The following is a 12,692-nucleotide window of genomic DNA, read 5'->3' as shown; positions in this document are numbered from 1 at the left end:
CGCTCCTGTCGAAGTCCATTACCCTGAACTTGTTAGTACATCGCGATAGACGTACTCGATCAAGTCCAGGACAGCCCGTGACCGCCGCATCCAGCGCCAGCACCTCCCGCACCGCCACGTCGGCCGCGACCCCGGCCGCCCCGCCCGGCGCCCCGCGCCGCTTCGGCTCGCCCGGCTCACTCGGCCCGGTCGGGCTGGTGCTGGCCGGGGGCATCTCGGTCCAGTTCGGCGGGGCGCTCGCCGTGACCCTGATGCCCCGCGCCGGCGCGCCGGGTGTCGTCGCCCTCCGGCTCCTCGCGGCGGCGATCGTCCTCCTCGTGGTCTGCCGCCCCCGGCTGCGCGGCCACTCGCGCGCCGACTGGGGCACGGTGGCCGCGTTCGGTATCGCCATGGCCGCGATGAACGGGCTCTTCTACGAGGCGGTCGCCCGCATCCCGCTGGGTCCTGCGGTCACCCTCGAAGTCCTCGGCCCGCTCGCCCTGTCCGTCCTGGCCTCCCGTCGCGCGATCAACGCGGTGTGGGCGGGCCTGGCGCTGCTCGGCGTGTTCCTGCTGGGCGGCGGAGGATTCAGCGATCTGGACCCCACAGGTGTCGGATTCGCCCTGGGCGCAGGCGCCATGTGGGCGGTCTACATACTCTTCAGTGCCCGCACGGGCCGCCGCTTCCCCCGGGCGGACGGCCTGGCCCTGGCCATGGCGGTGGCGGCACTCCTCTTCCTGCCTCTGGGCATCACCGCGGCAGGCACCCGCCTGCTGAACCCCACCACCGTCGCCCTCGGCTCGGCCGTGGCCCTGCTCTCCTCGGTCCTCCCCTACACCCTCGAACTCCTGGCCCTGCGCCGCCTGCCCGCCTCCACCTTCGCCATCCTGATGAGCCTGGAACCGGCCATCGCGGCAACGGCGGGCTTCCTCGTCCTGGGTCAGTCCCTGTCCTGGACGGAGGCGGCCGCCATCGCCCTGGTCATCGCCGCCAGCATCGGCGCGGTCCGCACCCAGGTGGGCCGCGGCAGGGCCCGGGTGGAGCCGGTGCCGGAGGCGTGACGTCGCGGCCTTGTCGCAGGCGTCCGCGCGAACGGGACGAGGTGCCGGGTTTCGCCACCCGGGCCCGCGGCCATGTCCATGTGGCGCATTCCGGCCCCCGGCTGCTTCCGGTCGCGGGCTGATCGGTCGCTTCAGTCCTTGACCGGCTACGGCGCTTCTCCATCGCCCGAGCGGTCAGGGCCGCCGACTCTCCCGGGCGGCCTGCGGAAAGCAGATTCATGCAAGCATGCTTGATTGTTTCTGCCCTCGCTGTCATGCTCCCCCCATGGCCGACCCGACGCCCGTCATCGACGACCTGTGTGCCGAAAGCGATGAACTGGACCGACTGGTACGCGAGTTGGGGCCGGAGCGATGGGCGCTGCGCACGCCCGCCCCCGGCTGGACCGTCGCCCACCAGATCGCCCACCTGTACTGGACCGACCGCTCGGCCCTGCTCGCCGTGACCGACCCGGACGCCTTCCACGCGCTGGTCGAGAAGGCCCTCGCCGCCCCCGACTCCTTCGTGGACGAGGGCGCGGAGGAGGGCGCCCGGCTCACGCCCGACGAGCTGCTGTCGGCCTGGCGTGAAGGGCGTACCGCTCTCGACCGGGCCCTGCGCGGAGCCCCGCCCGGCGCCCGGTTCCCCTGGTACGGCCCGCCCATGTCCGCCGCCTCCATGGCCACCGCGCGCCTTATGGAGACCTGGGCCCACGGTCTGGACATCGCCGAGGCGCTGGGTGTGGTGCGCCCACCCACCGAGCGGCTCAAGCATGTGGCCCGGCTCGGGGTCCGTACCCGCGACTTCGCCCACACCGTCCATGGACTGACCCCGCCCGCCGAGGAGTTCCGGGTGGAACTGACCGCCGCGGACGGCGCGTTGTGGACGTACGGCCCCGAAGACGCCCCCCAGCGCGTCACCGGCCCCGCCCTCGACTTCTGCCTCCTGGTCACCCAGCGCGCCCACCGGGCCGACCTCGCCCTGAGTGCCGCGGGCCCGGACGCCGACCGCTGGCTCGACATCGCCCAGGCCTTCGCCGGCCCGCCCGGCACCGGCCGTCCGCCGAAGGGGGCCGAGCGGTGAGCACCCCGCACCCCCTGCGCATCGGCAACTTCTCCGGCTTCTACGGCGACCGCGCGAGCGCCCTGCGCGAGATGCTCACCGGCGGTGAACTCGACGTCCTCACCGGCGACTACCTCGCCGAACTCACCATGCTGATCCTCGCCCGCGACCGGCTGAAGGACCCCTGCGCCGGATACGCCCGCACCTTCCCGCGCCAGCTGGAGGACTGCCTCGGGCTCGCCCACGAGCGCGGGGTGAAGGTCGTCACCAACGCCGGAGGACTCGATCCGGCCGGACTGGCCGCCGCCATACGGGAGTTGGCGGACCGGCTCGGCATCCCGGTCACCGTCGCGCACGTCGAGGGCGGGGATCTCACCGCCGCCCACCCCGGCACCCTCGCCGCCCACGCCTACCTCGGCGGCTTCGGCATCGCCGCATGCCTGCAAGCCGGTGCGGACATCGTCGTCACCGGGCGGGTGACGGACGCGGCCCTGGTCACCGGGCCCGCCGCCGCGCACTTCGGCTGGCGGCCCGAGGAGTACGACCGGCTCGCGGGCGCCGTCGTCGCCGGGCACGTGCTGGAGTGCGGGACGCAGGCCACCGGCGGGAACTACGCCTTCTTCCGGGAGGGCGACGTCCGCCGGCCCGGGTTCCCGCTCGCCGAGATCCACGCCGACGGCAGCAGTGTCATCACCAAACACCCCGGCACCGGCGGGTTCGTCGACGTCGGCACGGTCACCGCGCAGCTGCTGTACGAGACCGGCGGCGCGCGGTACGCCGGGCCCGACGTCACCGCCCGGCTGGACACCGTACGGCTGAGCCCGGACGGGGCGGACCGGGTGCGGATCGAGGGGGTGCGCGGGGAGGCGCCGCCGCCGGACCTCAAAGTCGGGCTCAACCGGCTCGGGGGCTTCCGCAACGAGGTCGTCTTCGTCCTCACCGGGCTCGACATCGAGGCCAAGGCCGCGCTGGTGCGGGAGCAGCTCGGCGACGCGCTCGCCAAGTCGCGGCCCGACGACGTCCGTTGGGAGCTGGTGCGGACCGACCGGGGCGACGCGGACACCGAGGAGACCGCCAGCGCCCTGCTGCGGCTCGTCGTACGGGACGCGGACGAGCGGGTCGTCGGGCGGGCGCTGGGCGGGGCCGCCGTAGAGCTGGCACTGGCCAGCTACCCCGGCTTCCATGTGCTCTCACCACCGGAAAAGGCCTCGCCCTATGGGGTCTTCGAGGATGTGTACGTCCCCCATGGTGCCGTCGACCATGTGGCCGTCCTCTCTGACGGACGCCATGTCTCTGTGGCGTCTCCCCAGGAGACCCGGCCGCTGGACGACGTACCCGAGCCGCCTCTGCCCGAGCCCCTGCCGCCGGGGCCGACCCGGCGCGCGCCCCTCGGGCTGGTCGTCGGCGCCCGCAGCGGGGACAAGGGCGGGAACGCCAACGTGGGGGTGTGGGCCCGCAGCGACGAGGCGTGGCGGTGGCTCGCGCACGAGCTGACCGTCGAAAGGTTCCGCCTGCTCGTCCCCGAGAGCCGGGACCTGCCCGTCACCCGGCATCCGCTGCCGAACCTCCGCGCGGTCAACTTCGTCGTCGAGGGCATCCTCGGCGCCGGCGTCGCCGCCCGGCACCGCTTCGACCCGCAGGCCAAGGCCCTCGGCGAATGGCTGCGCTCCCGTCATCTGGACATCCCGGAGATGCTGCTGTGACCACCCTGACCTCGGCCCTCGACCCGGGCAGCCCCGACCACCGCACGCACCGCGAGGCCATGCTCGAAAAGCTCGCCGAACTCGACTCCGAGCACGCCAAGGCGCTCGCGGGCGGCGGCGAGAAGTACGTCCAGCGGCACCGGAAGCGGGGCAAGCTGCTCGCCCGGGAGCGCATCGAGCTGCTGCTCGACCCGGACACACCGTTCCTGGAGCTGTCGCCGCTCGCCGCCTGGGGCAGCGACTACACGGTCGGCGCCGCGCTCGTGACCGGGATCGGGGTGGTCGAGGGCGTGGAGTGCCTGATCACGGCCAACGACCCGACCGTGCGCGGCGGCGCGAGCAACCCGTGGAGCCTGAGGAAGGCCCTGCGCGCCAACGACATCGCGCTCGCCAACCGGCTGCCCTGCATCAGCCTGGTGGAGTCGGGCGGTGCGGATCTGCCGTCGCAGAAGGAGATCTTCATTCCCGGCGGCGCCATCTTCCGCGACCTCACGCGCCTGTCCGCCGCCGGCATCCCGACCGTCGCCGTCGTCTTCGGCAACTCGACGGCCGGCGGCGCGTACGTCCCCGGCATGTCCGACCACGTGATCATGGTCAAGGAGCGGGCGAAGGTCTTCCTCGGCGGGCCGCCGCTGGTGAAGATGGCCACCGGCGAGGAGAGCGACGACGAGTCCCTGGGCGGCGCGGAGATGCACGCGCGCGTGTCGGGCCTCGCCGACTACTTCGCCGTCGACGAGCCGGACGCGCTGCGGCAGGCGCGGCGGGTCGTCGCCCGGCTGAACCACCGCAAGGCCTACCCGGATCCGGCACCTGCCGAGCCGCCCAGGTACGACCCGGAGGAGCTGCTGGGCATCGTCCCCGCGGATCTGAAGATCCCCTTCGACCCGCGCGAGGTCATCGCCCGGATCGTGGACGCCTCCGACTTCGACGAGTTCAAACCCCTCTACGGCACGAGCCTCACCACCGGCTGGGCGTCCCTGCACGGCTATCCGGTCGGCATCCTCGCCAACGCCCAGGGGGTCCTGTTCAGCGCGGAGTCGCAGAAGGCCGCCCAGTTCATCCAGCTCGCCAACCAGCGCGACATCCCGCTGCTCTTCCTGCACAACACCACCGGCTACATGGTCGGCAAGGAGTACGAACAGGGCGGGATCATCAAGCACGGCGCCATGATGATCAACGCCGTCAGCAACAGCCGGGTCCCGCACCTGTCGGTCCTCATGGGCGCGTCGTACGGCGCCGGGCACTACGGCATGTGCGGGCGCGCCTACGACCCGCGCTTCCTGTTCGCCTGGCCCGGCGCCAAGTCGGCCGTCATGGGCCCGCAGCAGCTCGCCGGCGTGCTGTCGATCGTCGCCCGGCAGTCGGCGGCGGCCAAGGGAGCGCCGTACGACGAGGACGCGGACGCCGCGCTGCGCGCGATGGTGGAGCAGCAGATCGAGTCCGAGTCGCTGCCGATGTTCCTGTCCGGGCGGCTGTACGACGACGGCGTCATCGACCCGCGCGACACCCGCACCGTCCTCGGCCTGTGCCTGTCCGCGATCCACACCGCGCCCTACGAGGGCGCGCGTGGCGGCTTCGGCGTCTTCCGGATGTGAGGGATTCCGTGATTTCGACACTGCTCGTCGCCAACCGGGGCGAGATCGCCTGCCGGATCTTCCGTACCTGTGGTGAGTTGGGGATCCGGACGGTCGCCGTGCACGCGGACGCCGACGAGAACGCGCTCCACGCGCGCGTGGCCGACACGGCCGTACGACTGCCGGGGTCGGCCCCCGCCGACACCTATCTGCGCGGCGACCTGCTCGTGAAGGCCGCGCTGGCCGCCGGCGCGGACGCCGTGCACCCCGGTTACGGCTTCCTCTCCGAGAACGCCGACTTCGCGCGCGCGGTCCAGGGTGCCGGCCTGACCTGGATCGGCCCGTCCCCCGAGGCCATCGAGGCCATGGCGTCCAAGACCCGTGCCAAGGAGCTGATGGGGATCACGCCGCTCGACGCGGCCGAGGTCACTGCGGCGGATCTGCCGGTGCTGGTGAAGGCGGCCGCCGGCGGGGGCGGGCGCGGGATGCGGATCGTGCGCCGCCCGGAGGAGCTGAGCACCGCACTGGAGGCCGCGCACGCCGAGGCCGCGAGCGCCTTCGGCGACGGCGAGGTCTTCGTGGAGCCGTATCTTGAGCACGGCCGCCATGTCGAGGTGCAGATCCTCGCCGACGCCCATGGCACCGTCTGGCCGCTCGGCACCCGCGACTGCTCCCTCCAGCGCCGTCACCAGAAGGTGATCGAGGAGGCCCCGGCGCCCGGACTCGCCGAGGGACTCACGGAGGAGCTGTACGCGTTGGCCGTGCGGGCCGCGCGCGCCGTCGACTACGTGGGTGCGGGCACCGTCGAGTTCCTCGTCGCCGACGGCCGCGCGCACTTCCTGGAGATGAACACCCGCCTCCAGGTCGAACACCCCGTCACGGAGGAGGTGTTCGGGCTCGACCTCGTCGCCGAACAGCTCCGCATCGCCGAGGGCCACGCGCTGGCGAAAGAGCCGCCACGCGCGCGTGGGCACGCGATCGAGGCCCGCCTGTACGCCGAGGACCCCGCCCGCGACTGGGCCCCGCAGACCGGCACCCTGCACCGGCTGGCCGTACCGGCCGGGGTCCGTCTCGACACCGGGTACACCGACGGTGACGCCATCGGCGTGCACTACGACCCGATGCTCGCCAAGGTCGTCGCCCACGCCCCCACGCGCGCGGAGGCGCTCCGCAGGCTCGCGGGCGCCCTGGAGAGCGCGGTGGTCCACGGCCCCGCCACCAACCGGGACCTGCTGGTGCGCTCCCTGCGCCACGAGGAGTTCGCGGCGGCCCGCATGGACACCGGCTTCTACGACCGCCACCTCGCCGCTCTCACCTCACCTGTCCCGGACCCGTACGCCCCGCTGGCCGCCGCCCTGGCCGACGCCTGCGCACCTGCCCGCTCCCGCTTCGGCGGCTGGCGCAACCTGCCCTCGCAGCCGCAGGTCAAGCGGTACGAGAGGGCGGGGAAGGTGTGCGAGGTCCGCTACACGCACACGCGTGAGGGACTCACGGCGGACGGCGTGCGCGTCGTGCACGCGGACGCGCGCGTGGTCGTCCTCGAAGCCGACGGCGTACGGCGCCGGTTCGAGGTCTCCGCGTACGGCGACCAGGTCCATGTCAACGACATCCGTCTCACCGCCCTGCCCCGCTTCCCCGCCCCCACCGCCCAGCGGGCCCCGGGCTCCCTGCTCGCCCCGATGCCGGGCACGGTCGTCCGCATCGCCGAGGGACTGGAGGAGGGGGCGCCCGTCGAGGCGGGCCGGCCGCTGATCTGGCTGGAGGCGATGAAGATGCAGCACCGGATCGCGGCACCGGCGGCGGGCACGCTGACGGCCCTCCCGGTCAGGACCGGACAGCAGGTGGAGATGGGGACGCTCCTGGCGGTCGTCGAGAGCAGCCAAGCCTAGGAGCGCGGGGAACCGCGCGAGCAACCACACACAAGCCGCACTCGGAGGACTCGCATGACCACCCACATCGAATCCGAAGAACACAAGGCCCTGCGGTCCGCGGTGTCCGCCCTGGGCAACCGCTACGGCCGCGACTACCTCACCCGCACCATCGCCGAAGGCAAACCTCCCACCGAGCTCTGGAGCGAGGCGGGAAAGCTCGGCTACCTCGGCGTCAACCTGCCGGAGGCACACGGCGGCGGAGGCGGCGGCATCACCGAACTCTCCATCGTGCTCGAGGAACTGGGCGCCGCCGGCTCGCCGCTGCTCATGCTCGTCGTCTCGCCCGCCATCTGCGGCACGGTCATCTCCCGTTTCGGCACCGAGGCGCAGAAGCGGCAGTGGCTCCCCGGCATCGCCGACGGCACCCGGCTCATGGCCTTCGGCATCACCGAGCCCGACGCCGGCTCCAACTCCCACCGCATCACGACGACCGCGCGCAAGGACGGCGCCGACTGGCTGCTCAGCGGCCGCAAGGTCTTCATCTCCGGTGTCGACATCGCCGACGCCGTCCTGATCGTCGGCCGTACCGAGGACGCCCGCACCGGTCGCCTCAAGCCCTGCCTGTTCATCGTCCCGACGGACGCCGAAGGCTTCGACAAGCGCCCCATCGACATGGAACTGAACGCGGCGGAGAAGCAGTTCGAGCTGGTCCTGGACGACGTACGGCTGCCCGCGGACGCGCTCGTCGGTGACGAGGACGCCGGCCTGCTCCAGCTGTTCGCCGGGCTGAACCCGGAACGGATCATGACCGCCGCGTTCGCGATCGGCATGGGCCGGTACGCGCTCGCCAAGGCCGTCGAGTACGCGCGCGACCGCACCGTCTGGAAGGCCCCCATCGGCGCCCACCAGGCCATCGCGCACCCCCTGGCCCAGGCGCACATCGACCTGGAGCTGGCCCGGCTGATGATGCAGAAGGCGGCACACCTCTACGACGCCGGTGACGACACGGGCGCGGGCGAGGCCGCCAACATGGCGAAGTACGCGGCCGGGGAGGCCTGCGTGAAGGCCGTCGACCAGGCCGTGCACACGCTCGGCGGCAACGGCCTCACGCGCGAGTTCGGCCTCGCCTCGCTGATAACGGCCGCGCGCGTGGCTCGTATCGCGCCGGTGAGCCGGGAGATGATTCTCAACTACGTCTCCCACCAGACGCTCGGCCTGCCCAAGTCGTACTGAGCCGAGCCGCACCGAGCCGCCGCTTCCGCCTGGAGGAACCGTGTTCCGCAGCGAGTACGCAGACGTTCCGCCCGTAGAACTCCCGATCCACGAGGCCGTCCTGGGCCGGGCTGCCGAGTTCGGCGACCTGCCCGCGCTGATCGACGGCACGGACGGCACCACGCTCACGTACGAGCAGGTGGACCGGTTCCACCGGCGCGTCGCCGCCGGGCTCGCCGACGCCGGTGTGCGCAAGGGCGACGTCCTCGCCCTGCACAGCCCCAACACGATCGCCTTCCCGACCGCCTTCTACGCGGCCACGCGCGCGGGTGCCTCCGTCACCACGGTGCACCCGCTCGCCACGCCCGAGGAGTTCGCCAAACAGCTCCGCGACAGCGCCGCCCGCTGGATCGTCACCGTCTCACCGCTGCTCGGCACGGCCCGCCGGGCCGCCGAACTCGCGGGCGGTGTACGGGAGATATTCGTCTGCGACAGCGCGAGCGGACACCGCTCCCTGACCGGCATGCTCGCGACCACCGCCCCCGAGCCGCAGCCCGCCCTCGACCCGGCCGAGGACATCGCGGCCCTGCCGTACTCCTCCGGCACCACCGGCGTCCCCAAGGGCGTCATGCTCACCCACCGGCAGATCGCCACCAACCTCGCCCAGCTGGAGCCCGCCGTCCCGGCCGCCCCCGGCGACCGCATCCTCGCCGTCCTGCCGTTCTTCCACATCTACGGCCTCACCGCCCTGATGAACGCGCCGCTGCGCCAGGGCGCCACGGTCGTCGTCCTGCCCCGCTTCGAGCTGGGGACCTTCCTCGCGGCCATCCAGAACCACCGCATCACCGGCCTGTACGTGGCCCCGCCGATCGTCCTCGCCCTCGCCAAGCACCCGGCGGTCGCCGACTACGACCTGTCCTCGCTGAAGTACGTCATCAGCGCCGCCGCCCCGCTGGACGCGCACCTCGCGCGCGCGTGCGCGCAGCGGCTCGGCCTGCCCCCGATCGGCCAGGCCTACGGCATGACGGAACTGTCCCCGGGCACCCACGTCGTCCCCCTCGCCCGCCTGCACGACGCCCCCGCCGGCACGGTCGGCCGCCTCGTCGCCGGCACCGAGATGCGGATCGTCTCCCTGGACGACCCCGGCAAGGACCTCGCCGCCGGCGAGCCGGGCGAGATCCTGATCCGCGGCCCGCAGGTGATGAAGGGCTACCTCGGCCGCCCCGACGCCACCACCGCGATGATCGACGCCGACGGCTGGCTGCACACCGGAGACGTCGGGCACGTCGACGCGGACGGCTGGCTGTACGTCGTGGACCGGGTGAAGGAACTCATCAAGTACAAGGGCTTCCAGGTCGCCCCCGCCGAGCTGGAGGCGCTGCTGCTCACCCACCCCGGCATCGCCGACGCCGCCGTCGTCGGGTCCTACAACGCGGACGGCAACGAGGTCCCGCACGCCTTCGTGGTCCGCCGGGCCGGCGCCGCCGAGGACCTGACGGAGAACGAGATCATGCTGTACGTCGCCGAACGGGTCGCGCCCTACAAACGCGTCCGCCGGATCACCTTCATCGACACCGTCCCGCGCGCGGCCTCCGGCAAGATCCTGCGCCGCGAGCTGCGGGCACTCTAGGGAGCACGCGTGAGCACACCGATCGGCCGCACGCGCACGCGTGGCGTCGAGACCCTCAGCCTCGACGCCACCGGCACCCGCAACGCGCTCTCCGCCTCCCTCGTCCGCGCCCTGGCGAGCGCGCTGGCCGACTGCGCCGGGGACGCGGACGTACGCGCCGTCGTCCTCACCCACAGCGGCAACACCTTCAGCGCGGGCGCCGACCTGCGCGACCCGCCCGAACCGGACGCCCTCGTCGGCCTGCTCCGGCAGATCGTGGAGCTGCCCAGACCGGTCGTCGCCCGGGTCACCGGACACGTCCGCGCGGGCGGCCTCGGCCTGCTCGCCGCCTGCGACCTCGCCGCCGCGTCCGCCACGGCCACCTTCGCCTTCACCGAGGTCCGCATCGGGGTCGCCCCCGCGGTGATCTCCCTGCCGGTGATCCCGCGCACCGACCCCCGCGCCCTGGCCCGCTACTACCTCACCGGCGAGCGCTTCGATCCGGCCGAGGCCGTCCGCCTGGGCCTGCTCACCGCGGCGGACGAGGACGTGGACGCGGCCCTGGCCCCGATCCTCGACGGCCTGCGCCGCTCCTCGCCCGAGGCCCTGGCCGAGACGAAACGGCTGCTCACAGCTAGGGTGCTGGAGACATTCGACCGGGACGCGGCGGAGCTGACCGCGCTCTCGGCCCGGCTGTTCGCCTCCGGCCCGGCCCGGGAGGGGATGACGGCCTTCCTTCAGAAGCGGGACGCGGCATGGGTGGTGTGACCGGATGAGCACGACGGCGGAACGCGACCGCGCGCCCAAACAGGACCGCAGCCGGGCCACCCGGCAGCGGCTCCTGGAGGCCGCCGTGGCCTGCCTGGCCGAACACGGCTGGGCGGGGTCCACCGTCTCCGTCGTCGCCGAACACGCCGGTGTCTCCCGGGGCGCCGCCCAGCACCACTTCCCGACCCGCGAGGACCTGTTCACGGCGGCCGTCGAGTACGTCGCCGAGGAGCGCTCCACCGCGCTGCGCGAGCTCTTCCCGGGCGGCGCCGCCGACGACCGCCGGGCCGTCGTCGCGGCGATCGTCGGCCTCTGCACCGGCCCCCTCTTCCGCGCCGCCCTGCACCTGTGGGTCGCCGCCTCCAACGAGGACCAGCTCCGCGCGCGCGTGACCGAGCTGGAGGCCCGCGTCGGCCGCGAGACCCACCGCATCGCCGTCGAACTGCTCGGCGCCGACGAGCGGCGCCCCGGCGTCCGGGAGACCGTCCAGGGCTTTTTGGACATGGCCCGCGGCCTCGGCCTCGCCAACCTCCTGACCGACGACACCGCCCGCCGCGACCGGGTCGTCGCCCAGTGGGCCGACCTGCTGGAACGCGCGCTCGCCTGAGCCGGCGAGGAGTGAAGCAGGCCACATCCGTATCCCGTGCGGCGCAGTACTCTTGCCGCATGCTTCCGATGCTCGTTCGCCGTCGCCACGTGGACTTCGTGCGCGTCACGAGCATGGGCTGTCGCCTTTCGGCCTGATTCAGCCCCTTTCTTCTCCTCCTTCTTACGGCATCCTGGGCGCCGCCCTACCCTCGGCGGCCTGCCCGTGGCCCACACACCCCTGTGGACGCACCCATGACCTCGCACACCGCGACGAACCCGTCGTACGAACAGCTCCCGATCATCGACCTGTCGGCCGCCGACCGCGGCTCCCAGGCCCGGGCCCTGCTCCACGCCCAACTGCACAGCGCCGCGCACGACGTCGGCTTCTTCCAGCTCGTCGGACACGGCGTGACCCGGGCCGAGACCGACGCGCTGCTCACCGCCATGCGCGCCTTCTTCGCCCTCCCCGAGGCCGACCGGCTCGCCCTCGACAACGTCAACTCCCCGCATTTCCGCGGCTACACCCGCACCGGCGACGAGCGCACCGCGGGTGCCCGCGACTGGCGCGACCAGCTCGACATCGGCGCCGAACGCCCCGCCCGCGTCCCGGGCCCGGACGAGCCGCCGTACTGGTGGCTCCAGGGCCCCAACCAGTGGCCCGCCGCCCTGCCCGAGCTGCGCAGCGCCGCCCTGACGTGGATCGACAGGCTGAGCGCGGTCGCGGAGCGCCTCCTCGCCGAACTGCTGACGGCGATCGGCGCCCGGGCCGACTTCTACGCCCCGGCCTTCGGCGAGCACGCCCACCCGCACCTCAAGCTCGTCCGCTACCCCGGCAGCGCGGGCGACGGCACCGACCAGGGCGTCGGAGCCCACAAGGACTACGGCTTCCTGACCCTGCTCCTGCAGGACACGGTCGGCGGACTCCAGGTCCAGCGCGAGGACGGCCTTTTCCACGACGTCCCGCCCGTCGAGGGCGCGTTCGTGGTCAACCTCGGCGAACTGCTGGAAGTGGCCACCAACGGCTACCTGGTGGCCACCAACCACCGCGTGGTCAGCCCGCCCGGAGCGACCGAACGCTTCTCGGTCCCGTTCTTCTACAACCCCCGCCTGGACGCGAGGATCCAGCCGCTGCCCTTCCCGCACGCGGCGACGGCCCCCGGCATCACGACCGACCCCTCGAACCCGCTGTACGCCGAGTACGGCTACAACGAGCTCAAGGGCAAGCTGAGGGCACACCCGCTGGTGGCGGAGCGGCATCACGGGAAGCTGCTGACACCGGCGGCGTGAA

Annotated in this window: 10 protein-coding genes; all 10 read left to right on the top strand. The window is 73.0% G+C overall.

The window, feature by feature from the left end; translation table 11 throughout:
* The first annotated feature begins 77 nt into the window (after window positions 1-77).
* The 10 genes from BIV23_RS19245 to BIV23_RS19200 all read left to right on the top strand — a co-directional run bounded on the left by BIV23_RS19245 (window position 78) and on the right by BIV23_RS19200 (window position 12,691).
* Window positions 78-1,040 carry an EamA family transporter gene (locus BIV23_RS19245; RefSeq protein ID WP_071382131.1) on the top strand — a complete coding sequence of 321 codons (963 nt, stop codon included), beginning with the start codon at window positions 78-80 and terminating at the stop codon, window positions 1,038-1,040.
* A gap of 265 nt (window positions 1,041-1,305) precedes the next feature.
* Window positions 1,306-2,100, top strand: coding sequence for a TIGR03084 family metal-binding protein (locus BIV23_RS19240; RefSeq protein ID WP_071382130.1), 795 nt, complete (start codon window positions 1,306-1,308; stop codon window positions 2,098-2,100).
* Window positions 2,097-3,782, top strand: a complete 1,686-nt coding sequence (locus tag BIV23_RS19235) for an acyclic terpene utilization AtuA family protein (protein ID WP_071382129.1) — start codon at window positions 2,097-2,099, stop codon at window positions 3,780-3,782. Before BIV23_RS19240 ends, BIV23_RS19235 begins: the two co-directional genes overlap by 4 nt.
* On the top strand, window positions 3,779-5,377 hold the full coding sequence (locus tag BIV23_RS19230; protein WP_071382128.1) for an acyl-CoA carboxylase subunit beta: 1,599 nt from the start codon (window positions 3,779-3,781) through the stop codon (window positions 5,375-5,377). The genes BIV23_RS19235 and BIV23_RS19230 overlap by 4 nt, the downstream gene beginning before the upstream one ends.
* Window positions 5,378-5,385: 8 nt before the next feature.
* A complete protein-coding gene (locus tag BIV23_RS19225) occupies window positions 5,386-7,245 on the top strand; it encodes an acetyl/propionyl/methylcrotonyl-CoA carboxylase subunit alpha (RefSeq protein ID WP_071382127.1) in 1,860 nt (619 codons plus the stop codon).
* A 54-nt stretch (window positions 7,246-7,299) separates the two neighbouring features.
* Window positions 7,300-8,460, top strand: a complete 1,161-nt coding sequence (locus BIV23_RS19220) for an acyl-CoA dehydrogenase family protein (RefSeq protein ID WP_071382126.1) — start codon at window positions 7,300-7,302, stop codon at window positions 8,458-8,460.
* A gap of 40 nt (window positions 8,461-8,500) precedes the next feature.
* Window positions 8,501-10,069 (top strand): 4-coumarate--CoA ligase family protein, encoded by a 1,569-nt coding sequence (locus tag BIV23_RS19215; RefSeq protein WP_071382125.1) that lies wholly within the window; start codon window positions 8,501-8,503, stop codon window positions 10,067-10,069.
* A gap of 9 nt (window positions 10,070-10,078) precedes the next feature.
* On the top strand, window positions 10,079-10,816 hold the full coding sequence (locus tag BIV23_RS19210; protein ID WP_071382124.1) for an enoyl-CoA hydratase family protein: 738 nt from the start codon (window positions 10,079-10,081) through the stop codon (window positions 10,814-10,816).
* 4 nt (window positions 10,817-10,820) lie between these two features.
* Entirely contained in the window at window positions 10,821-11,423 is a 603-nt protein-coding gene (locus BIV23_RS19205; RefSeq protein ID WP_071382123.1) for a TetR/AcrR family transcriptional regulator, read from the top strand.
* Between the two features lie 233 nt (window positions 11,424-11,656).
* Window positions 11,657-12,691 carry an isopenicillin N synthase family dioxygenase gene (locus tag BIV23_RS19200; RefSeq protein ID WP_071382122.1) on the top strand — a complete coding sequence of 345 codons (1,035 nt, stop codon included), beginning with the start codon at window positions 11,657-11,659 and terminating at the stop codon, window positions 12,689-12,691.
* Window position 12,692: the final 1 nt, after the last annotated feature.

The organism is Streptomyces monashensis (assembly GCF_001866665.1).
Taxonomy (GTDB): domain Bacteria; phylum Actinomycetota; class Actinomycetes; order Streptomycetales; family Streptomycetaceae; genus Streptomyces; species Streptomyces monashensis.
Note: the sequence above shows the minus strand (reverse complement) of the source record. Positions and strands in the feature narration are given on the sequence as shown.